The following is a 22,453-nucleotide window of genomic DNA, read 5'->3' on the forward strand; positions in this document are numbered from 1 at the left end:
TTGCAGTATCCCTGGTTGATCATCACTTTAGACTATTGGCCGGACAATCAGCACCCTGGGTGCAGGGACGCGTCGATTCCACGGGCCTTCCGCGTGCCGTTGACCAGAACCTGGAAGGGCATTTCAGGGGAGAAGGGAGACCCATGCGGCCGCGGCTGCACGTGATCCCAAGCGCAGGGTTTCGCCAGTTGAGCAGACCTGGACATTCACTGTCTCGGAGAATTGCTCGCCAGCGGTAATGCGCAGTTGCGCGCCGACAACGATCCGGTGATCGGAGAAATACTGCAGCAGCTGCGAATCGTCATCGGCGATGCGTTCGACAACCACCTGGGCGTCATCGCTGGCATCGCTCAGGTTGAACGCCTGCGGGATGGAAATGCGGCCTTCGGCCGTCGGGATGGGGTCGCCATGCGGGTCGCGGGTGGGGTGCTCCAGCAGGCTGTCGATGCGCTCGATCATGAAATCGGATACCGCATGCTCCAGGCTCTCGGCCTCCTCATGCACCTGGTCCCAGCGGTAGCCCAGCATCTGCACCAGGAAAGTTTCGATCAGGCGATGGCGGCGCACCATGGTCACCGCATACTCGCGTCCCAGTTCGGTCAGCGTTACGGCGCCATAGGGCGCATGGTCTAGCAGGCCCTGCTGGCGTAATTTGCCCAGGGCGCCGGAAACCGTGGAGAGCTTCATGCCTGATTTGCTGGCGATGATGCTGGCGGTTACCGGATCGCTCGACCACTCGTTGAGACCGAAGATGATCTTGAGATAGTTCTGGGCGCTATCTGAAAGCTGGTTGACCGACACAAGCACCATCTTAGCGACCATCGGGCCAGCTGGCCGCGAGGTGACTTTGATTATGGGGCATTTCGGGCTGGAGACCGCTGACAACTGAAAGTGGCTAGTCACGAGCCTAAAAATTCTGCTCCATGGATAAGGATTATCCGAGGCCCAGGGGCAGCGTATTGACTTAAATTTCTTTGTGAGGAAAACTGTGTAATCGATTCCATGGAATCGATTACACGTAAGCAAAGGGGCTTATCGACATGAACGCTGTCACCATCAAGGATGTGGCACTTGCAGCCGGAGTATCTTCCGCGACTGCCTCGCGCGTTCTATCCGGCCACCCCGCCACTTCGGCCGCTTCCCGCGAAAAAGTGGAAGCTGTCGCCAAGGATTTGGGTTTCGTGCCCAATGCCCAGGCCCGCTCCCTGCGCTCCACCAAAACCGACACCATCGCGCTGCTGATATCCGATGTGCGCAACCCCTACTTCTCCGATCTCGCGCATGCCGTCGAGCAGCAGGCCCACGCCGCGGGAATGATGACCTTCATCGGCAATGCCAACGAGGACACCGAACAGCAGGACCAGTTCCTCGCCGCGATGCTTTCGCGCCGCGTTGACGGATTGATTCTCGTTCCCCAGGGCCTTGATGAAGACGCCGACCGGCCAAGCCAGATGATGCAGCGCATCATTGCCTCGGGCACTCCGCTGGTTTTCGTCGACCGCACCCTGCCCGAGCTTCGCATCCCATCCATCACCGCCTCCAGCACCGGAGCCCTGGAAGAAGCCATCGCGCGGCTGAAGGCCTTGGGCCACGCCAAGATCGCTTTCTTGGGCGGCCCGGCCCACGCTTCCACCGCCCGCGAGCGCCACAGCGCCTTCGACTCGGCGATGGCAGCCAACGGCCTGGATACCGATCCTGCCCTGCACTTTGCCGGCGACTTCCGCGCCGCCTCGGGTGCCGAAGGCGCCCGCTGGCTGCTGGGCCATGAACTGCAGCCCACCGCGGTGGTCATCGCCGATGCGCCAATGGCCATCGGCGCACTGACCGTGTGGCGCGAAGCCGGCATCCGGATCGGGAAGCAGCTCTCGGTGATCACTTTCGACGAGGTGGACGCAATGCTCATGCACGATCCGCCGATCGCCACGATCAGCCACGACCTGACCAGCATGGGCCGCGCCGCGGTCACCGCGCTCCAGGACGTCATGGCGGGCAAGAGCCCCGAGCCCCAAGAATTCATCAGCCGATTCACCGCGCGTGAGTCGCTGGCCCCAACGCAACCCGCCACCGGCGCATAGGCGAGGATGGAAGGAACGAAAATGAGTAATGACGCTCTGCTGGTCCTGGACAAGGTCTGCAAGTCCTTCGGCCCGGTACAGGTGATCGACGAGGTCACCGTCGAGGTGCATGCCGGCAAGGTCTCGGTGCTGCTCGGCGAGAACGGCGCAGGCAAGTCGACGCTGATCAAGATGATCGCCGGCGTGCACGAGCCGGACGCCGGCCGGATCCTGGTGGACGGCAAGGCCGTGAAGATTCCCAACACCAAGGCCTCCGAGGCATTGGGCATCGCCACCATCCACCAGGAACTGAACCTGGTCCCGTCGATGACCATCGCCGAGAACATCACCCTGGGCCGCGTGCCACGCAAATTCGGCATCATCAACCGCCGCGCCATGCGCCAGATCGCCCGCGAAGCGATGGACAAGCTCGGACTGGCGCTGGATGTCGATACGCCGGTGGGCCAGCTGGGCCTGGCCCAGCAGCAATTGGTGGAGATCGCCAAGGCGCTGAGCCTGGACGCCCGCGTGCTGATCCTCGATGAGCCCACCGCGGCATTGACCAAGGCCGAAATCGCGCACCTGTTCTCGGTGGTCGCCACCCTGAAGCAACAAGGGGTGGGCATGGTGTTCATCAGCCACCACCTCGATGAGATTGCCGAAATCGGCGACTTCGTGAACGTGCTGCGCGATGGCAAATTCATTGCCACCGTGCCGGCGGACACCGAGGAGAACGAGCTGGTCCGGCTCATGGTCGGCCGCGATATCGACGCCCAGTTCCCGCGCGTAGCCACCGAGCCAGGCCAGAAGCCGTTGCTGAGCGTGCAGAACCTGTGCGAGGGCATGCTCAAGGACATCTCGCTGGAAGTGCGGCCCGGCGAAGTGGTTGCCCTGGCCGGCCTGATGGGTGCCGGGCGCACCGAGCTGATCCGCGCCATCGCCGGAGCCGACAAGTACGCCAGCGGCGTCGTGGCGGTCAACGGCAAGAAGCTGGCCAGCTTCGACGTCGCTGCAGCTACCCGCGCTGGGATCGGGCACGTTCCCGAGGACCGCAAGACCCAGGGCCTGGTGCTGGATGCCTCGGTGGCCGAGAACATCGGCTACGCCACCATGGCCGCCACCGCCAAGAACGGACTGGTGGACCGCAAGGGCCAGAAGGACCGCGCGCAGCAGGTCGCCGAACGCCTGCGCATCCGCATGGGCAGCATCGATGCGCCCATCCGCTCGCTCTCGGGCGGAAACCAGCAGAAGGCCGTGTTCGGCCGCTGGTTCACCGCCGGGGCCAAGGTGCTGCTGCTCGATGAGCCGACCCGCGGCGTGGACGTGGGAGCGAAGGTCGAAATCTACGAACTGATCAATGAGATCACCGCCTCCGGAGGCTGCGTGTTGATGGCCTCCAGCGAACTGCCCGAAGTGCTGGGCATGTCCGACCGCGTCCTGGTCATGAGCCAGGGACGCATCGCCGGGGAACTGGCCACCGAACAAGCCACCCAGGACGCCATCATGTCCCTGGCCGTCAGCAATGTGCACCGCGAAGAAGAAATGGGAACCAAGTAATGAGCAGCGTAGCTACTGCCCCGAAGAAGGGCTTTGATTTCAAGGCATTCCTTGCCAACAACGGAGCCCTGGTTGGCCTGGTCATTCTTTGCCTGGCCCTGTTCATCGCCACCCCGCGCTTCCTGACCGGACCGAACCTGATGAACATCGGCATCCAGGTCTCCACCATCGCGGTGATGGCCTTCGGCATGACCTTCGTGATCGTCGCCGCCGGCATCGACCTCTCGGTCGGCTCGGTCGCGGCGCTCTCGGCCATGGGCTCCTCCTACGCCATCACCACCGCCGGCCTGCCCGATGGCCTGTCCATCCCGATCGGCCTGGCCGTCGGTGCACTGTGCGGCTGGGTCACCGGTGCGATGAGCGCCTACGGCAAGCTGCCCACCTTCATCGCCTCGCTGGCGATGCTCACCGTGGTGCGCGGGCTGACCCTGGTGATCTCCGATGGCCGGCCGATCTCCACCAGCTCCTCGGTGTCCTGGCTGGGCGATGACCTGGGCCCGATCCCGGTGCCGATCCTGATCCTGGTCGTCTCCGGCCTGCTTGCCGCCTTCGTGCTCAACCGCACCGTCATCGGCAAGAACGCCTTCGCCGTGGGCGGCAACACCGAAGCCGCGCGACTGTCGGGCATCCCGGTCAAGCGCGTGCTGGTCACCGTCTTCATCATCTCCGGCGTCTTCGCGGCCCTGTCCGGCATGATCCTGGCCGGGCGCCTGGACTCGGCCCAGCCGACCCTGGCTTCGGGCTACGAGCTGGATGCCATCGCGGCCGTGGTCATCGGCGGCGCATCGCTCTCCGGCGGCGTGGGACGCATCTCCGGCACCCTGATCGGCGCCCTGGTGCTGGCCGTGATCCGCAACGGGCTGAACCTGCTTTCGGTTTCCGCCTTCTGGCAGCAGGTAGTCATCGGCGCCGTGATTGCGATCGCCGTGGGCTTCGACGTGCTGCGCCGCAAGAACGTCAAGCACTAGATTTTCCCTCCGTACCCAGCAATTCAAGAAAAGTTCAAAGGAGAACCCCATGAAGAACATCATCCGCAAGACCGCAGCCGTCAGCGTCGGACTGGCCCTGGTGGCCGGCCTGGCCGCCTGCAACCGCGGCACCGAAGCAGAGGCCGGCTCGGCCACCTTGGCAGTGTCCACCCTGAACAACCCGTTCTTCGTCGACCTGCGTGATGGAGCCCAGGCCGAGGCCGAAGCGCAGGGCATCGACTTGTCCGTCGTCGACGCGCAGAACGACTCCGCAACCCAGGCCAACCAGCTGGCCACCGCGGCAACCAACGGCTCGGCCGGCCTGATCATCAACGCCGTGGATACCGAAACCGCTGAAGCCGGCCTGAACCCGGTGGCCGAGGCCGGCCTGCCGATCGTTGCGGTTGACCGTGCGGTGGGCGAGACCAAGATCGCTTCCTTCGTGGCTTCGGATAACGTTGCCGGCGGCGAGCAGGCTGCCAAGGCGCTGGGCGAGGCGCTGGGCGGCAAGGGCAAGATCATCGTGCTGGAAGGTGTTCCAGGCGCCTCGGCAACCAACGAGCGCGGCGAAGGCTTCGACAAGGGCCTGGCCGAGTTCAAGGACATCGAGGTCGTCTCCTCGCAGACCGCCAACTTCGACCGAGCCGAAGCACTGGACGTGGTCACCAACCTGATGCAGGCCAACCCGGATGCCGCTGGCGTGCTGGCGATGAACGACGAAATGGCCCTGGGCGCCATCCAGGCACTGGGCGACAAGGCCGGCAAGGACGTGTTGGTAGTCGGCTTCGACGGCACCGACGACGGCTTCAAGGCAGTCCAGGATGGCACCCTGGTTGCCACCATCGCCCAGAACCCGGCCGAGCTGGGCAAGCAGTCGGTGCAGATCCTGGCCAAGGCCATCAAGGGCGAAGAAGTCGAAGCCAATGTGCAGGTCGCCGTTGACACGGTAGACGAGAAGAACGTCGCCGACTACGCAGGCGAGTAATCTGCCCTTAGCGGCAATCAAGCAGTGCACCGGCGCCCATCGGCCGCCGGGTGGAGAGAACCAGAGGACATAGCATGCAGCAGGACATCCAGGTCACCATTGTGGGCTCTAGCAACGTGGACATCACTGCGCTGATGGCCCGCCTTCCCGGCCCGGGTGAAACCGTGCTGGCAGATTCCTACCAGCTCTCGCCCGGCGGCAAGGGCGCCAACCAGGCGCTGGCCGCCCAGCTGGCCGGTGCCGCCACGGAATTCATCGGCGCCGTCGGCAACGACTCGCACGCCGAAATTGCGCTGGGCCAGCTCGGGGAAGCCGGCGTGAAGCTCGATCGCGTGGCCCGCACCAGCGAGCCGACCGGCGTAGCCATCATCCAGGTGGACCGTGGCGCGGAGAACTCCATTGCCGTGGTCTCCGGGGCCAACTCGACCGTCTCCGGCGAGGCTGTGCAGGGCGCCGGGGGCATCGAGGGCATCCTGGTGCTGCAGGGCGAGATTCCTGCCTCGGGCATCAAGGCCGCCATGGATGCTGCCACACAGCGCATCGTGCTCAACCTGGCGCCGGTGATCGAACTGGACCGCGAGTACCTGCTCAAGGCCAACCCGCTGGTGGTCAACGAGCATGAGGCCGAAGCCGTGCTCCAGCAGCTGAACCCGCACCCGGCTCGCCGGTTCGACGGCAAGTACGAGCGCCTGGCCGGGATGCTGGTCGACGAGGGCATCGCCAGCGTGGTCATCACCCTCGGCGCTAATGGCTGCCTGGTTGCCGACCGGTTCCCAGGGGAGAACGGCGGGGTCCAGGTTCGCGCGCTGCCCGCCGTGAAGGTCAAGGCCGTGGACACCACCGGTGCCGGCGACGCATTCACCGGTGCGGTGGCTGCCCGCCTGGCCAAGGGCGATGACCTGGCGCAGGCCGCAGAATTCGCCGGCAAGTTCGCCGCGCTGACGGTGCAGGCGCACGGAGCCCAAGCTTCCTACCCGCGTTCCCTGCAGAACCTCTGAGACCCCTTTTCGAGCAAGACCTGAGGAAGCCGCTGTGCTGAAATCCGAAATTCTCAACGCCCCGCTGCTGGCCGCCCTGGCCAAGTGCGGGCATACCGACACCGTGGTGATAGCGGACTGCGGCCTGCCGCTGCCCGAAGGCCCACTGGTCATCGATCTGGCCTTGGTGCAGGGGCTGCCCAGCTTCGATCAGGTGCTCGAGGTCCTGGCCCGGAACATGGTGATCGAGAACAGCACCCTGGCGGCCGAAGCAGAGAACGGCCCGGTCCAGGAACTGTGCCTGGCCAGGGGCCTGGACCCGGACTTCATCTCCCACGAAGAGCTGAAAGCCCAACTGCCCCAGGCCAAGGTCATTGTGCGCACGGGGGAAGCTACCCCCTACGCCAACGCGATCCTGCACTGCGGGGTAGCATTCTAGGCACCGGATGCCGCAGCTGTTTCGCGGCAGCGCGCTACCCGAGGAGAGACGCAGTGAAGAAGATGTTCTATGCAGCTTTCGCCCTCATGGTGCTGGGGGCGGCCGTCCTGATTCTCACCGTGCCGGCGTTGTCCAGCGACCCGGGCCAGACGCCCCAGAGCATTGCGGTGATCGCGGGAACCGTGTTCATGGCCGCAGCTTCCGTCGTTGTCCTGCTGAAGAAGGGTGCGACGCAAGAATCCTGAGCGACTTCCTGCAGCCATCGGCGCCAATGACCTTGGGCAAGCCGACTGCCTAGAATGGAGGTCATGAAGCAAAGGAACCTGGCCGCAGAGAACGGCGAGCCCTTCTCGAGCATCGCGCCGGAAGCCGGGCTGCTGCTCGGAGCGGGCCGAGCCATCTTGCTTCAGCTGGCCCACCCGCAGATTGGCCGGGCCATTGCCGAGCACTCTGATTTCGCCGCCAACCCGCTCAGCCGGCTGATTCATACCCTCGGCTATATCTATGCATTGAGCAATGGCACAGCAGAACAGCAGCGCAAGATCATCGCCCATGTTGACGCGGCGCACCGGCCCATTCGCGCAACGCGTGACGAGGGCAGGCCCGCGTATTCTGCGCTGGATCCCAGGCTGCAGTTGTGGGTGGCGGCCACGCTCTATGATTCGGCTCGCGTAATTGCCGGCCAGATCCTGGATGAAAACAAGGCCGACCAGGAAGAGCTCTACCTGCAGTACGCACGGCTCGGTGAGGCCTTGCAGATGCCGGGCGACTACTGGCCGCAGGACCTCGGCGGCTTCGAGCAGTACTTTGCGCAGAATCAAGCGAAGCTGGAAGTCACCAACCAGACCAGGGCGCTGGCCCGCGAACTTTTCGAAGCACGCAATGCCCCATGGTGGGTCCGGATCGGCATGCCGCTGATGCGCGACGTGACCATCGCCCAGCTGCCGGCCCCGGTGCGCGAGGGCTTCGGCTATCGCCTCACCGGGAAAGCAGCGCAGCGCAACGCCCGCGTCATCGCCGTCGCCAGGGCCGCCACGCGGCTGCTGCCGCGAGCCATCAGGCATGCGCCGATGCGGCTGATATTGCGCCGCGTCGACAAGATGGCCTAGCCGGCCCGAAGCCTAGTGCCCCAAGCCGTTCTCTGGTCCAACCCGGATCAGGATCCGCGGCAGCGCCACCAGCAGGAACAAGGCCACCAGGATCAGCGGCCCTCCGATCCAGGCCCCGATTTGCCAGCCGAAGAGCACCTGCAGCACAAACCAGACGCAACCCGAGACCAGCAGCCCCACGCCGATGCCCACGATCTTCACGACGGCGTGCCCCAAGCTGACCGTCTGCTCCTTGAGCCGCTGCCCGAAGAGATACCGGTGCACGGCCACGGGGGTGATCAGCAGCAGAATCAGCACAGTGGCCGCCACCAGCAAAATGATGTAGACCACCTCGTCGGTTCGGCTGAGCATCTCGAACCTCGCCTGGAAGGGCAAAACCACCAGGAAAGCAGCCAGGATCTGCACACCAGTTTGCATCACCCGCATTTCCTGCAGCAGCTCGTTCCACTGCCGGTGCGGTGCGCCATCGCTGGTATCGGGGTGGGAACGCTTGATCATCACTGTTCTCCTCGGCCTCAATCCGCCAGCTGGTTGAACCCCGCCGGCTCAAACGACTATGCCAAGCAATGCCGGTGCAGGCAAGAGCCTGCCGGCCCGCCGGGCCAAACTGTAGGTCGCGGCCGGTACATTCGGGAGCCAAGCAGAATTCGACGATGGAGGAGCAGATGGAACCCGATGGCGCCGCCGGGAGCAGCATTGATGTGTGGTCGATGCCCAGCCAGGGCCTGGCCTGGTGCGATTGCGGCAAAGGCCATGAACTCACGGAGGAGATCGTGCTCCAGGCTATGGCGGCAGCCGGATTCGGACCCGGCCGGCCGCTGGCCCATGGACAGCTGGCCGAGCTGATTGCGGATCTCTGGCACTACTCACAGGTCTGCCGGTTCTTCCACCTGGCCGTGGCGCAGGCAGCGATGCGTATCCACGGGAAGGTCGATGAAATCTACCCGTGGGAACACAGTACCGATATCGTCGGATACTTCTCGAAGACCTGGCAAGGATGCCCCGACGCGGCCTGCCAATCCGAAGGGTGAGCGCGCGAGGTGCGAATTGAGTTCGCCCCGTGCAGGCGCATAGTGTGGGAAAGATGAAGAGCTTTGCATCCTTCCGGGCACCTGCCGACCATGACGGATTCATCCACGTGCGGGGTGCCAACGAGAACAACCTGGACAATGTCGAAGTGCGCATTCCGCGCGATGCCATTGTCGCCTTCACCGGGGTCTCCGGTTCCGGGAAATCTTCCCTGGCCTTCGGAACCATCTTCGCTGAATCCCAGCGCCGATTCCTGGAATCGGTGGCTCCCTACGCGCGGCGGCTGATTGCCCAGGGGCACACGCCCAAGGTGGAATTCATCTCCGGGCTGCCACCGGCCGTGGCCCTGCAGCAACGGCGTGGTGCTGCCAGTTCCCGTTCCACCGTTGGGACCCTGACTACGCTGTCCAACTCCGTGCGCATGCTGTTCTCCCGCGCAGGAACCTACCCCCAGGGTGCACCGAGGCTGGATTCGGATGCCTTTTCCACCAACACCGCGGCCGGCGCCTGCGCGCAATGCCACGGTGCGGGAACGGTGCATTCGGTCAGCGAGGAATCGCTGGTCCCGGATTCCTCCCTGAGCATCAGGGACGGCGCGATTGCGGCTTGGCCCGGCGCCTGGCAGGGCAAGAACCTGCGGGACATCACCACGCACCTGGGCTACGACATCGACGTTCCGTTCCAGCAGCTGCCCGCGGAAACACGGAAGTGGCTGCTGTTCACCGAAGACCAGCCAGTCGTGGAAGTCACCCCGGAACGGGATCGCGTGGCCAAACCGTACAAGGGCCGGTTCTGGAGTGCCGAACGCTACGTCCGGCACACGGTTGCGACCTCGAAGAGCGAGAACCTGCGGTCCAAGGCGCTGGCTTTCATGCATTCGCAGGATTGCCCGGCGTGCTCGGGGACGGGATTGCGCCCCGATGCGCTCCAGGTCACCTTCGACGGTCTGGATATCGCGGAATTCAACGGCAAGCCGCTCAGCTCCCTGGCCGAGCTCTTGCGCCCCTTCGCGGCTGATGCCCAGGCAGAGGCGCAGGCCGAAGTCGCGAGCATCATCAGCGCCGACCTGCTGGGCCGAATCCAGGTGCTGGTCGAGCTCGGGCTGGGATACCTGAGCCTGGACCGCGCCACCCCGACGCTGTCGCCGGGGGAAATGCAGCGCCTGCGCATCGCCACCCAGCTGCGCGCGGGACTGTTCGGCGTCATCTACGTGCTCGATGAGCCATCTGCCGGGCTGCACCCGGCCGATGTGCAGCCGCTGATCGAGGTGCTCGACGCGCTCAAGGCCGAAGGCAACTCGGTATTCGTGGTGGAGCACAATATGGATGTGGTCAGCCGTGCGCAATGGATTGTCGATGTCGGCCCCGGCGCGGGCAGCAACGGCGGGCAGGTGCTCTACAGCGGAGAAGTTTCCGGCCTGTCCGGAATTCAGGAATCCGTGACCCGGCGCTTCCTCGATCCCGGGCCTGCGCCGCACCGCGAGCCGCGCGAAGCCCAAGGATGGGTGCAGCTGCGCGGGGTGAACCTGCACAACCTGGACGACGTGGACGCCGCGTTCCCGCTGGGGGTCTTCTGTTCGGTCACCGGCGTGTCGGGATCGGGCAAGTCCAGCCTGGTCTGCGGTGCCCTGGCCCAGGCTGCGGGCGGCCCGGTGCTTGCCGGGCCGGAGGATCCGGAAGCGACGGCGGATCGCGCGGTGATCGCCGAGGTCACCGGCGCAGACCAGCTAAGCCGCGTAGTGCTCATGGACCAAAAACCCATCGGGCGCACGCCCAGATCCAATGTCGCAACCTACACGGGCCTGTTCGATGCGGTCCGCAAGGCTTTTTCCGAGCTGCCGCTGTCCAGGCAACGCGGCTACAGTGCCGGACGCTTCTCCTTCAACGTCGCCGGCGGGCGGTGCGAGAACTGCCAGGGCGAAGGCTACCTGGAAATCGAGCTGCTCTTCTTGCCAGGGACCTACGGGCCATGTCCCGAATGCCGCGGAACCCGGTACAACCAGCAGACCCTGGACGTCGAATACCAGGGCAAGAACATTGCCCAGATCCTGGAACTGGACGTCAGCCAAGCCGAAGAATTCCTCTCCGGAATCCCTTCCGCGGCACGGGCCCTGGCGACCCTGCGCGAAGTCGGACTGGGGTATCTGCAGCTGGGCCAGCCAGCTACCGAAATGTCCGGCGGCGAAGCCCAGCGCATCAAGCTGGCCACCGAACTCCAGCGCCAGCGCCGCGGGCACACGCTCTATCTGCTCGATGAGCCCACCACCGGACTGCACCCTGCCGACGTGCAGCTGCTGGTATCGCAGCTGCAGCAGCTGGTCGACCAGGACAACACCGTCATCGTGGTGGAACACCAGATGGATGTGGTTGCCGCAAGCGACTGGGTGATCGATTTGGGGCCGGCCGGAGGGGATGGCGGCGGGCGCATCGTTGCCGAGGGGACCCCAAGGGCGGTGGCGCAAGACAAGGCCAGCAGAACCGCGCAATACCTTGCGCGCCGGCTGGCCTTGTGAAGCTGGACTAGTTGCTGTTCAGCAGTGCGTGCGGCGGGGTCTGCACCCCGTCGGCCACTGCTTCGGCAGGATCATCGCCGAGGTGGATGATCTTGTTATCGGCATCCACATGCACCACGCTCGGCACATAGCTGCGCGCCTCGGCATCGTCCATCTGCGCATAGCTGATCAGGATGACCAAGTCGCCGGGGTGCACCAGATGCGCTGCCGCACCATTGATGCCGATGACCCCGCTGCCCGGCTCGCCAGCGATGGTGTAGGTTTCCAGGCGGGCGCCGTTGGTGATGTCTACGATGCTGACCAGTTCGCCGGGCAGGATATCCGAGGCTTCGAGCAGCTCGGAGTCAACGGTGACCGAGCCTACGTAGTGCAGGTCTGCCTGGGTGACAGTTGCCCGGTGGATCTTGGACTTGAACATGGTGCGTTGCATTAGACGATTCTTTCACGCGAGGTAAGTGGTTTCCCGGTATCCAAGCTTACGCCTCTTGCGCGCAGATGCCCGGGCATTGTCCGGCACCCCACACAGTTGGCCGCGAACGGCTACTTTGGCAGATGGGTTTCCAGCACGCGATGCACTTCCCCGGAGGCCAGCAACTGGCAAGCAGCTTCCAGCTCGGCAGAGAGGAAACGGTCCTCGCCCGGGCCTGCAACCTTGGTGCGCAGCAGCTCCAATACGGCGCGGGTAGCCGGGCCAGGCTGCAATGGCTGGCGCAGATCCAGGGCTCGGCCGGCAATCAGCATTTCTATTGCCAGGATGCGGCGCAGGTTGGTGACCGAGGTGCGCAATTTGCGCGCCGCGTGCCAACCCAGGGAAACATGGTCTTCCTGCATCGCTGATGACGGGATGGAATCCACGCTGGCCGGTACGGCCAGACGCTTGTTCTCCGCGACCAGTCCGGCCTGCGTGTACTGGGCGATCATCATGCCCGAATCCACGCCCGGGTCATCGGCAAGGAACGCTGGCAGGTCGCGGGAACGAGCCGGGTCGAGCATGCGATCGGTCCGGCGTTCTGCAATGGATCCCAGGTCAGCTACGGCAATGGCCAAGAAGTCCAAGACGTACGCCACGGGAGCACCGTGGAAGTTGCCGTTGGAAGTGACTTCACCCGATGGCAGCACGACAGGGTTATCGATGGCTGCTGCCAATTCGCGGGTGGCGACCAGGCGGGCATGGGCGATGGTGTCGCGTACTGCGCCGGTAACCTGCGGGGAGCAGCGCAGCGAGTAGGCATCCTGCACGCGGCCGTCGCCTTCGCTGTGCGAAGCGACAATGGGGGAGCCCGAAAGGAAACTGAACATGTTTGCAGCACTGCGGCCCTGGCCCGGATGCGGGCGCAGCGGTTCGTGCAGTTCAGCACGGAAGACCTGGTCGGTGCCCAGCTGGGCTTCGACGCTCATGGCCGCGGTGGCATCGGCAATGTCTGCGAGCTCTTCCAGGTCTGCCAGTGCCATCAGCAGCTGGCCGAGCATGCCGTCGGTGCCGTTGACCAGCGCCAGGCCTTCCTTCTCCGCCAGTTCGACAGGTTCCAGTCCTGCTTCAGCAAAGAGCTCCGGCACGGGGCGCTTCACGCCTTCGCGGTCAGTGGCTTCGCCTTCGCCCATCAGGACCAGTGCGCAGTGGGAGAGCGGAGCAAGGTCTCCTGAGCAACCCAGCGAACCGTACTCACGCACTACCGGGGTGATGCCGGCATTGAGCAGTCCAACCATGGTTTCCAGCACTACCGGGCGCACGCCGGTGCGGCCCGAGGCAAGGGTCTTGGCACGCAGGAACATCAGCGCGCGCACCACTTCGCGCTCAACTGGGTCGCCCATGCCGGCTGCATGCGAGCGGATCAGCGAACGCTGCAGCTTAGCGCGGTCCTCGGGAGCGATGTGGCGCGTTGCCAGGGCGCCGAACCCGGTGGAAATGCCATAGACCGGGGTGTCGGCTGAAGCGAGGGCATCGATGTGGGCGCGGACTGCTGCCAGTTCTTCAAGAACCTGAGGCGCGATGCTGATTTGCGCGTTGTGCCGAGCTACCGCAATCACGTCATCGGCGGTGGCGCCAGCTAGGTCCAGGGTTACGTGCGGGGAAGTAGCCATGATTTTCAATCCGTTCTCTACGCTGCAATGAGGTCTCTAATCTCCATTGTTCGGCAGAACGAGTTTGCACGGCACTGATATTCGGGTCATCTGTCCGAAATGCCAGACAGTGCCCTGGAGGCCCGTTCAGGGGTTCCGGTTTCAGAAGGTGAGGCCTTCGAAGGCATCCTCGCCAAATTTGTTGGACGAGCCGTTGTCCGTGACCTTGGCGTTCTCGTTAAGGGATGCGGCCGAATTGCCGATGCCGCTAAAGGTTACGTGCTTGATGTTCTTGACTGCTGCGATATTACCGCTGCCGTCCAGCTCAAGATTTTTGATGTGCGGAGCGACGATCATGTTTCCGGAACCAGAGATGGTGACGTTCTGGCAATCGCCGATGAGCTTCAGCATTTGACCCATTTCAGAGATATCCATGCCGCCCGTGCACCTGATTTCGGTCGCTTGCGCATCGAGGAAATCATAGACGAACTGGAAGGTGCTGTCCGCAGGTGCCTTCGGAACATTGGGAGTACGAGTAGAAGCGCCTTCTGGGGCTTTGGAGCTTGGGGTGACGCTGCCTTCGATAGGCCCGGCGTTCTCCGGTGCCATGCTTTCTTCTGCTGGTGCGCTTGTCTCTTCGCTGGAGGGTTGGATGCTCACGCAACCTGCCAGTGCGCCTGCAAGGATTCCAACCGCCAGCGGCCCAGCGAAGCGTTTGGTAATTTTCGAGAACATGACCATCCTGTCAATCGAACCGGCCAGCGCATTTGGACACGTGGTATAGATACATTCTGCGTTGAATGACGATAAATGACCAACGCGAACGGCACAGGAACGAATGAGTTCTCGTGCCCCGGGAGCACGCAACCATGCAATTTACTGACGATTCCATGCGGGGACAAAAGCAATCGCTTCACCGCATGCCCAGTGCAAGCAGTGAAGCTACTACTAGTGCCCAGGGGGAGAAGGGGCACGGTTTGAGCCGGCAGGCGAACCTACCGGGCTAGTTGGTTCCTAGAATCCTTCATTCCGCTCTTCGGAACCAAACTGGCTTTCATCGTTTCCATACGATTGGCCATCGGACTGCTGTCCGGCCTGGCTTTCGCCGCCAAACGATTCCTCACCGGATTCGTTGCTATCGCCGTAGGATTGCTGCTCCGACTGCTGGCCTTCACCGCCGCCGTAGGACTGCTGGCTTTCGCCACCGCCGTAGGACTGTTGTTCCGACTGCTGGCTTTCGAAGCCTTCAGATTCGTTGTTGTCGAAGTTCCCGAACTGCTCGTTTGCATCCTGCTCAGATGTGCTGTCCTCCGTGGGTCGGTGCTTCCTGACTTGCCCTACGCTATGCGCAGAAAAAGCCCGGATTCCGGGGAAGCTCAGAGCCGCTGGAAACCCGCAGTTAAGCCAATACCCATGGTGTTCGGAGACTTCGGCCAATATTCACCACTGCGTGCTAAAAGGAATCGCCGTTCCCGGGAACCCGAGGGGCAAAGAGTATTTTCCGCAGCTGCCATGGCGGCTTCTGGAATCGCTCAACAGGCGCGAAGAGAAAGCTGAGCGTTCTCCGAAAGAATTGTCCATCCAGTCGGAATCCGCCCGGTAAATCGGTAGTGTCCAGACTGGGACACCGAGACAGGTCTTGCCCCAAGCGTCCATGACAACGTAAGGAGAAGCATTGGCTAATTCGAAGAAGACTCCAGCAAAGAAAACTGATCGCGAAAACGCAGAAAACGGGTTCGTGGCTCCGGAAGTGCTGCGCGAGTCCTTGCAGACCGTGCTGATCCAGCTGCTGGACCTGCAATTGGTGGGCAAGCAAATCCACTGGAACGTCGTTGGCCCCAACTTCCGCGACCTGCACCAGAATCTCGACGAAATCGTTGACATCGCGCGTCGCGGCTCGGATGAAATCGCCGAGCGGATGCGAGCTTTGCATGCCACTCCGGACGGGCTGGCAGCAACGGTCACGAAGTACACGAAGCTGGAACAACCGGTGAATACCGAAATCCTGACCACTAATGCAGTGGACATGGTTGTCAAGGCACTGCAGACCACTGTGGGAGTCATGCGAGAGGTCCATGACCCGGTGGATGAAGCGGATCCGACCACCGCCGATATCCTGCACCAGTACATTGCGGATCTGGAGCAGCAAGCCTGGTTTATCAGCGCGGAAACCCGGAAGCCTTAACCCGGGCCGCGCGGTCCTGGAATTGAATAAATAGCCTGAGGCACCACAATCAGTGGTGCCTCAGGCTATGTGCGCGTCCTACTTCTCCTGTGCGGCCATCGGGATGCGCACGCCGCGCTCAGCGGCAACTTCGGCGGCGCGTTCGTATCCGGCATCGACGTGGCGGATGACGCCCATGCCCGGGTCATTGGTCAGCAGCGCCTCCAGCTTCGCGGCGGCCATTTCGCTGCCGTCAGCCAAGGAGACCTGGCCGGCGTGGATGGAACGGCCCATGCCCACGCCACCGCCATGGTGGATCGAAACCCAGGTGGCACCCGAACTGGTTGCGGTCAAGGCGTTCAGCAGCGGCCAGTCGGCCACGGCATCGGTGCCATCCTTCATGGCCTCGGTCTCGCGGTACGGCGAAGCTACCGAACCCGAATCCAGGTGGTCGCGGCCGATCACGATAGGTGCAGAGACCTTGCCTTCGGCGACCAGCTGGTTGAACAGCAAGCCGGCCTTGTGGCGCTCGCCGTAGCCCAGCCAGCAGATGCGCGCCGGCAGGCCCTCGAACTCCACGTGCTTCTGTGCGGCATCCAGCCAGCGGTGCAGGTGCTCGTTTTCCGGGAACAGGTCCTTCAGCGCCTGGTCGGTGACCTTGATGTCCTCGGGATCCCCGGACAGCGCTACCCAGCGGAACGGGCCCAGGCCTTCGCAGAACAGCGGACGGATGTAGGCCGGGACGAAGCCGGGGAATTCGAAGGCGCGGGTGAAACCGCCCTTGCGTGCCTCGTCGCGGATCGAGTTGCCGTAGTCGAAGACCTCCGCGCCGGCGTCCTGGAATCCCACCATCGCCTCGACCTGCGCGGCCATGGCGGCCTGGGCTTTCTTGGTGAAGCCGGCCGGATCGGCTTCGGCTTCGGCGTGCCATTGGTCCATGGCGTATTCCACCGGCAGGTAGCTGAGCGGATCGTGGGCACTGGTCTGGTCGGTGACGATGTCGAAGGAGAATTCTCCAGCTTCGTGGCGCTTGAGCAGCGCCGGGAAGACCTCGGCGGCGTTGCCGACGTAGCCCACCGACAGCGGTCGGCCCTCGGACTTGGCTGCCAGGACTTTGCCCAGCGCCTTGTCCAGATCCAGTTCGACCTCATCGAGGTAGCGCTTGGAGGCACGGCGGCGCAGTCGGGTTTCATCCACGTCAACGATCAGCACGGCACCGCCGTTGAGGGTCACGGCCAGCGGCTGGGCGCCGCCCATGCCGCCGCAGCCACCGGTCAAGGTCAGGGTTCCGGCCAGCGAGCCCTTGAAGCGCTTCTCGGCGATCGCGGCGAAGGTTTCGTAGGTGCCCTGCAAGATGCCCTGGGTGCCGATGTAGATCCACGAACCGGCGGTCATCTGGCCGTACATCATCAGGCCTTCGGCTTCGAGCTTGCGGAAGTGCTCCCAATTGGCCCAGTCGCCAACGAGGTTGGAGTTGGCAATCAGCACCCGCGGTGCCCACTTGTTGGTCTTGAAGACGCCGACCGGCTTGCCGGACTGCACCAGCAGCGTCTCGTTCTCTTCCAGGTCCTTGAGCGTCTGGACGATCGCATCGAATGCCTCCCATGAGCGGGCTGCCTTGCCGGTGCCGCCGTAGACCACGAGATCCTCGGGGCGTTCGGCAACTTCCGGATCCAAGTTGTTCATCAGCATGCGCAATGGGGCTTCGGTGGCCCAGGACTTGGCGGTCAGTTCGGTACCGCGCGGGGCGCGGACAACACGTGGTTCGTGGCTCATGGCAATTCCTTACGATGTAACGTAGCTAACTGATTCCATCATTGGCTATCGGCCATGGCTTGGGTACCGGAGAATGGGCAGAGCTGTCCGGTATTTCAGAATCGGAGGAATTTCCGGTTGCCTCCAGCTCCTAGGTGGCGGGGATCAGCGCCAGCGCGCTGCGTTCGATGGCCTCCGGGCTCAGGGCTTGGCTGATGGCGATCATGCTGGCTCCGCGCAGGGCTCCAACTTCCCAGCTGCGCGAGGTGCGGATCTGCAGGTGCTGGGTGGAAAGCGGCGCTCCGCGCTGGTAGACCACCTCGCGGATGCCTGCCAGCAGGTGCTCTCCGGCGGCGGAGATCCGACCGCCCACCACGATCAGCGACGGGTTCAGCAAGCTCACGCTGGCAGCCAATACCTCGCCCAAGTCGCGGCCGGCTTGGCGCACTGCATGGATCGCTTGGATGTTCCCCGAGTTCACCAGGGCGACCACATCGGTGTTGCTGTGCGCTTCGATGCCCTGCGCCCGCAATGCGGTGGCAATTTTGGGTCCGGCGGCTACGGCTTCCAGGCAGCCTTCATTGCCGCAATGGCAGTAGATGCCATCGCCGCGGCGGATGCGCACGTGCCCGATATCGCCGGCTGTGCCCTGCGCTCCGCGTTGCAGCAGCCCTCCGGAAATGATGCCCGAGCCGATGCCGGTAGCCAGCTTGACGAAAATGAAGTCCTCGCTGCCGGTCTCCAGCTGGTCCTTCTCGCCAATGGCCATGAGGTTGACGTCATTGTCCACGACCACCAAGGCGTCCAGCTGCTGCTGGAACCAAGCGGGGATGTCGAAGTCGTCCCATCCGGGCATGATGGGCGGATTGGCGGGACGGCCGGTCTCGAAATTCACCGGCCCTGGCACTCCCATGCCTATGGCAATGACATCGTCACGGGTGCGGCCCAGCGAATCGAGCAAGCCATCGGCCAGATCCATCGCGGTCTGCAAGATCGCCACCGGGCCGTCGGCGAAGGAAATGGGAGCCTGGGATTGCACCAGGGGAGTGGGGGCCAGATCGGTCAGCGCAACGCGCAGGTGGCTGGCTCCCAGATCGACGGCCAGCACCAGGCGGGCATCGGGGAGCAGGGCAAGCCGCTGGGGAGGGCGGCCTCCGGTGGACGCGCCATCCGCGATGGTGCCAACCAGGCCCAGCTGGATGAGCACGTCGAGGCGCTCTTGCAGGGTGGAGCGAGCCATGCCGGTCAGGGCGGCAAGGTCCGTGCGGCTGTGCGCGGCACCGTCCATGAACAGTTGCAAGACGTCGCCTGCCCCACTGGCGCCGCGGGCGAATTGCATGCTTTGGGGGCTCGAAGGATTGGCCATGAACCCAGTAAAACACAGCAATGGACGCGAAGCCGAAACACTTTATGAGAATGTCGACATACTTCTATTGACTATCGACAAAAGTAAAACTAGTCTCAAGGTGTGATGCAAGTCATGAGCATCTGGATCGCACCCACCACTTCTTTCAGGAGACGCCTTTGCCTGCCCACGACCTATCAATCCAGCTGTACACGCTGCGCGAGCACATCGCAGAGAACCTGGCCGCGACGCTCGAACGCGTAGCTGGCATCGGCTACACGCAAGTCGAGCCGTACAACTTCGTGGCCCGCGCTGACGAGTATGCACAGGCGCTGGCCGAGAACGAACTCAGCGCGCCAACGGCGCACGCACCGCTGCTCTCCTCGGACTACGACGAGGTCTTCGCCGCGGCCGGCAAACTCGGCATCAGCACGGTCATCGATCCGTTCATCCCGGCGGAGCAGTGGCAGGATGCCGAGTCCATCGGTGCCATCGCGCAGAAGCTCAACGCCGCCTCCCGGCGCGGTGCCGAATACGGCATCAAGGTCGGCTACCACAACCACGACTGGGAGATCTCCAGCAAGATCAATTCCAAAACGTCCCTGGAATACCTGGCTAGCCTGCTGGACCCGGAGGTCGTCCTGGAAGTGGACACCTACTGGGTTGCTGTGGGCGGCGCCGATGTGCTCCAGCTGCTTGAAGCGCTGGCACCCCGCGTTGTGGCCCTGCACATCAAGGACGGGCCGAAGTCCAAGAACCACAAGGAACAGGTTCCGGTGGGCAGCGGATCCATGCCGATCGACCAGATCATCGACGCCACCAGCGGCATGCTGCATGTGGTGGAACTCGATGACTTCGCAGGCGACATCTTCCAGGCCGTGTCCGAAAGCCGCGCCTACCTCGTAGCAGAAAAGAACTAGGGACTATGGAATTCCAGAATCAGCCCATGGGCGTGGGCATTGTCGGAGCCGGCACCATCAGCGACCAGTACCTGGAGAACCTCACCGCATTCCCGGACCTCGCCGTGCGGTTCATCGCCGACCTGGATACCGAGCGCGCAGCAAGCCAAGCGCGCAAATGGTCCGTGGAAGCCTCGGGAACCTATGCTGAATTGCTGGCCCGCGAAGAGATCCAGATCGTCGTGAACCTGACGATCCCGGCAGTTCATGTCGAGGTAGCCCTGCAGGCGGTGGCCGCCGGCAAGCACGTCTGGGGCGAGAAGCCCTACGCACTGGACCGCGAATCCGGACGGCAGCTGGTCGAAGCCGCCAAGGCAGCAGGAGTCCGCGTCGCCGTGGCCCCGGATACCATCCTGGGTGCGGGCCTGCAGACCGGCCTGCGGCAGATTGAAGCAGGCGCCATCGGCACCCCGCTTTCGGGCCTGGCCATCTTCCAGGGCCCCGGCCCGGAATCCTGGCACCACAGCCCGGAATTCCTCTTCGCCCACGGCGCGGGACCGCTCTTCGACCTCGGGCCCTACTACCTGACCACCCTGGTGCGAGTCTTCGGCCCGGTAGCCAAGGTTGCCGCCCTGGGTTCGCAGGCCCGCGCGCAACGGGTCATCGGTGCAGGCCCCAAGGTCGGAACCAGCTTCCCGGTCGAGGTCCCAACCCACGTCGGAGCGCTGCTCTCCTTCGAATCCGGGGCCAGTGCGCAGTGCATCTTCAGCTTCGACTCCAAGCTCAAGCGTGCAGGGTTCGTGGAGATCTCCGGAACGGAAGGCACCGCGCAGCTGCCGGATCCGAACGAATTCACCGGAGACACCATCCTGCACTTCGGGGACCAGGAGCCGAGCGTTGTCACCGCCCAAGGATCCACCTACGGGCGTGGCACCGGCGTTGCCGAACTGGCCCAAGCCATCCGCGAGGGCCGCAAGGAACGCGTGTCCGGCGAACTGGCGTTCCACGTCCTGGACATCATGGTCTGCGCCGCGGAAGCCATGGAATCGGGAGCTTTCATCGACGTGGCCTCGACGGTCGAGCCCATCGCGCTGCTGGACCCGGCCTGGGATCCTTCGGCTCCCGGCATCCTTGCCTGAAGCACCACCCCTTGACAGCATCACCCGCACCTGAAAAGGAATAAACATGTCTGCACCACATTTCAAGAGCAAGCTGGGGCGCTTCACGGCGATCACCTCCATCGCAGCGCTGTCGCTCAGCGGCCTGGCCGCCTGCTCCGGCTCGGCTTCCGGCTCCGGGTCGGAAGAAGCCGGCGGGACCATCACCTACTGGGCTTCGAACCAGGGCAGCTCGGTCACCCAGGACGAGGAGATCCTGGGCGAATCCATCAAGCGGTTCACCGAGGAAACCGGCATCGAGGTCGAGCTGGAAGTCGTCCCCTGGGCCGACCTGTACAACCGCATCCTCACCGCCGTCTCCAGCGGCGAAGGGCCGGACGTGCTGAACATCGGCAACACCTGGGCCACCACCTTGCAGGCCAGCGGTGCCTTCGTCCCCTTTGAAGGCGAGGCGCTGGAGGCCATAGGCGGAGCCGAGAAGTTCGTGCCGGCAGCCCTGGCCACCGGCGGCGCCGAGGGCCAGGCCCCCACCTCGCTGCCGTTGTATTCCATGGCCTACGGCCTGTACTACAACACCAAGATGTTCGAGGAAGCCGGCATCAAGCAGGCTCCGAAGACCTGGGATGAATTCTTGGCCACCGCCAAGAAGCTGACCAAGGATACCGACGACGACGGCAAGGTCGACCAGTACGGCTTCACCTTGGCCGGACAGCGTACCGCCAATAATGCCCACTCCGCATTCATCCTGGGCATGCAGAACGGCGGCGAGCTGTACACCACGGACGGCAAGCCGGACTTCACCAATGATGGCGTCGTCAGCGGCGTCAACGACTGGATCCAGCTGATGGGCGAGGACGGCGTTGTCTCCAAGTCCAACGCCGAGATCAATGACGGTTCGGTGCTGCCAGGGGAAATCATGGACGGCAACGCCGCCATGTTCTTCGACCAGGCCCCGGGCAAGTCCTTCAATGCCGCTGACTTCAAGGACTACGCCATGGCGCCCATCCCGCTGAAGAACGCCGATGCCACCGGGCTGGAAGCCACCCAGTCGCTGGTTGCCGGCATCAACGTGAGCGTCTTCGAGAACTCGGATAACAAGGATGCCGCCCTAGAATTCGTGAACCACCTGCTCAGCGTCGATGAGCAGAAGAAGCTGAACGCCAAGTACACCTCGCTGCCATCGGTCACCGAAGCTTTCGACGACCCGGCCTTCGACACCCCCGAGCAGCAGGCCAAGAAGGAGATCCTGGCCAATAACGCGGCCCCGATGCCGCTGTTCCCCACCGAAGGGCAGATGGAATCCCTCGTAGGCGAGGCCATCGCCAAGCAATTCGCCAGGATTGCCCAGGGCGAAAAAATCACCGAGGCCGATGTCCGCAAGGCATTGGAAGACGCGCAGAAGCAGATGCCGGCTAGCTAGCGGCCCGACACGTTGCACTGGCCGCGGGAGCGGACCTCCTTGCGCCCCCGCGGCCAGTTGC

Annotated in this window: 22 protein-coding genes; 14 read left to right on the forward strand and 8 right to left on the reverse strand. The window is 63.7% G+C overall.

Translation table 11 applies throughout. The features are described from left to right. Positions 1-123 precede the first annotated feature (123 nt). The gene (locus ACIP6G_RS08540) at positions 124-810 is read right to left on the reverse strand and encodes a metal-dependent transcriptional regulator (protein WP_400289624.1); all 687 of its coding nucleotides are present in this window, start codon (positions 808-810) and stop codon (positions 124-126) included. A gap of 230 nt (positions 811-1,040) precedes the next feature. Here ACIP6G_RS08540 and ACIP6G_RS08545 point away from each other — a divergent pair, with 230 nt between their 5' ends. The 8 genes from ACIP6G_RS08545 (at position 1,041) to ACIP6G_RS08580 (ending at position 8,089) form a co-directional block, all read left to right on the forward strand. After that, on the forward strand, positions 1,041-2,075 hold the full coding sequence (locus ACIP6G_RS08545) for a LacI family DNA-binding transcriptional regulator (RefSeq protein WP_365943732.1): 1,035 nt from the start codon (positions 1,041-1,043) through the stop codon (positions 2,073-2,075). A 21-nt stretch (positions 2,076-2,096) separates the two neighbouring features. Continuing rightward, positions 2,097-3,611, forward strand: a complete 1,515-nt coding sequence (locus ACIP6G_RS08550) for a sugar ABC transporter ATP-binding protein (RefSeq protein ID WP_365943731.1) — start codon at positions 2,097-2,099, stop codon at positions 3,609-3,611. Next, on the forward strand, positions 3,611-4,579 hold the full coding sequence (locus ACIP6G_RS08555; protein ID WP_359185508.1) for an ABC transporter permease: 969 nt from the start codon (positions 3,611-3,613) through the stop codon (positions 4,577-4,579). Before ACIP6G_RS08550 ends, ACIP6G_RS08555 begins: the two co-directional genes overlap by 1 nt. Positions 4,580-4,628: 49 nt before the next feature. Beyond that, complete coding sequence (locus ACIP6G_RS08560; protein ID WP_105656332.1) at positions 4,629-5,564, forward strand: substrate-binding domain-containing protein; 936 nt, start codon at positions 4,629-4,631, stop codon at positions 5,562-5,564. 74 nt (positions 5,565-5,638) lie between these two features. Continuing rightward, a complete protein-coding gene (locus ACIP6G_RS08565) occupies positions 5,639-6,562 on the forward strand; it encodes a ribokinase (RefSeq protein WP_365943730.1) in 924 nt (307 codons plus the stop codon). 34 nt (positions 6,563-6,596) lie between these two features. Further along, positions 6,597-6,980, forward strand: a complete 384-nt coding sequence (gene rbsD / locus ACIP6G_RS08570; protein WP_365943729.1) for a D-ribose pyranase — start codon at positions 6,597-6,599, stop codon at positions 6,978-6,980. 53 nt (positions 6,981-7,033) lie between these two features. Further along, entirely contained in the window at positions 7,034-7,225 is a 192-nt protein-coding gene (locus ACIP6G_RS08575; protein ID WP_105661953.1) for a hypothetical protein, read from the forward strand. Positions 7,226-7,288: 63 nt separating this feature from the next. Then, positions 7,289-8,089, forward strand: a complete 801-nt coding sequence (locus ACIP6G_RS08580; RefSeq protein ID WP_365943728.1) for an oxygenase MpaB family protein — start codon at positions 7,289-7,291, stop codon at positions 8,087-8,089. 12 nt (positions 8,090-8,101) lie between these two features. On the opposite strand, the gene ACIP6G_RS08585 is transcribed toward ACIP6G_RS08580, so the two are convergent. Then, positions 8,102-8,587 carry a DUF6328 family protein gene (locus tag ACIP6G_RS08585; RefSeq protein ID WP_365943727.1) on the reverse strand — a complete coding sequence of 162 codons (486 nt, stop codon included), beginning with the start codon at positions 8,585-8,587 and terminating at the stop codon, positions 8,102-8,104. Between the two features lie 155 nt (positions 8,588-8,742). Here ACIP6G_RS08585 and ACIP6G_RS08590 point away from each other — a divergent pair, with 155 nt between their 5' ends. Continuing rightward, complete coding sequence (locus ACIP6G_RS08590) at positions 8,743-9,120, forward strand: hypothetical protein (protein ID WP_365943726.1); 378 nt, start codon at positions 8,743-8,745, stop codon at positions 9,118-9,120. A 53-nt stretch (positions 9,121-9,173) separates the two neighbouring features. Further along, a complete protein-coding gene (locus tag ACIP6G_RS08595; protein ID WP_365943725.1) occupies positions 9,174-11,630 on the forward strand; it encodes an excinuclease ABC subunit UvrA in 2,457 nt (818 codons plus the stop codon). 7 nt (positions 11,631-11,637) lie between these two features. Here the strand turns inward: ACIP6G_RS08595 and panD are convergent, their stop codons facing one another. The 4 genes from panD to ACIP6G_RS08615 form a co-directional block, all read right to left on the reverse strand. Then, positions 11,638-12,060 carry an aspartate 1-decarboxylase gene (panD, locus tag ACIP6G_RS08600; RefSeq protein ID WP_365943724.1) on the reverse strand — a complete coding sequence of 141 codons (423 nt, stop codon included), beginning with the start codon at positions 12,058-12,060 and terminating at the stop codon, positions 11,638-11,640. Between the two features lie 110 nt (positions 12,061-12,170). Next, the gene (hutH, locus tag ACIP6G_RS08605; RefSeq protein WP_365943723.1) at positions 12,171-13,712 is read right to left on the reverse strand and encodes a histidine ammonia-lyase; all 1,542 of its coding nucleotides are present in this window, start codon (positions 13,710-13,712) and stop codon (positions 12,171-12,173) included. A gap of 141 nt (positions 13,713-13,853) precedes the next feature. Beyond that, positions 13,854-14,426, reverse strand: coding sequence for a hypothetical protein (locus ACIP6G_RS08610; RefSeq protein WP_400289510.1), 573 nt, complete (start codon positions 14,424-14,426; stop codon positions 13,854-13,856). 279 nt (positions 14,427-14,705) lie between these two features. Beyond that, positions 14,706-15,128, reverse strand: coding sequence for a hypothetical protein (locus tag ACIP6G_RS08615; protein ID WP_365943721.1), 423 nt, complete (start codon positions 15,126-15,128; stop codon positions 14,706-14,708). Positions 15,129-15,366: 238 nt separating this feature from the next. Between ACIP6G_RS08615 and ACIP6G_RS08620 the strand changes: the two genes are divergently transcribed. After that, positions 15,367-15,876, forward strand: a complete 510-nt coding sequence (locus tag ACIP6G_RS08620) for a Dps family protein (RefSeq protein ID WP_133834001.1) — start codon at positions 15,367-15,369, stop codon at positions 15,874-15,876. Between the two features lie 78 nt (positions 15,877-15,954). Here the strand turns inward: ACIP6G_RS08620 and hutU are convergent, their stop codons facing one another. Together hutU and ACIP6G_RS08630 are read right to left on the reverse strand one after the other, a co-directional pair. Then, complete coding sequence (hutU, locus tag ACIP6G_RS08625; RefSeq protein ID WP_365943720.1) at positions 15,955-17,631, reverse strand: urocanate hydratase; 1,677 nt, start codon at positions 17,629-17,631, stop codon at positions 15,955-15,957. A 130-nt stretch (positions 17,632-17,761) separates the two neighbouring features. Further along, positions 17,762-18,976: an ROK family transcriptional regulator gene (locus ACIP6G_RS08630; protein WP_332487599.1), complete on the reverse strand. Its 1,215-nt coding sequence runs from the start codon at positions 18,974-18,976 to the stop codon at positions 17,762-17,764. A 158-nt stretch (positions 18,977-19,134) separates the two neighbouring features. On the opposite strand from ACIP6G_RS08630, the gene ACIP6G_RS08635 reads away from it, so the two are divergent. From ACIP6G_RS08635 to ACIP6G_RS08645, 3 genes are read left to right on the forward strand one after another with little or no spacing between them, the layout of a single operon-like run. Next, complete coding sequence (locus ACIP6G_RS08635; RefSeq protein ID WP_365943719.1) at positions 19,135-19,875, forward strand: sugar phosphate isomerase/epimerase; 741 nt, start codon at positions 19,135-19,137, stop codon at positions 19,873-19,875. A gap of 5 nt (positions 19,876-19,880) precedes the next feature. Continuing rightward, a complete protein-coding gene (locus tag ACIP6G_RS08640; protein ID WP_400289513.1) occupies positions 19,881-20,993 on the forward strand; it encodes a Gfo/Idh/MocA family protein in 1,113 nt (370 codons plus the stop codon). A gap of 46 nt (positions 20,994-21,039) precedes the next feature. Continuing rightward, a complete protein-coding gene (locus ACIP6G_RS08645) occupies positions 21,040-22,392 on the forward strand; it encodes an ABC transporter substrate-binding protein (RefSeq protein ID WP_105656349.1) in 1,353 nt (450 codons plus the stop codon). Positions 22,393-22,453 lie beyond the last annotated feature (61 nt).

It is taken from the genome of Glutamicibacter sp. NPDC088483, assembly GCF_044753145.1.
Classification (GTDB): domain Bacteria; phylum Actinomycetota; class Actinomycetes; order Actinomycetales; family Micrococcaceae; genus Glutamicibacter.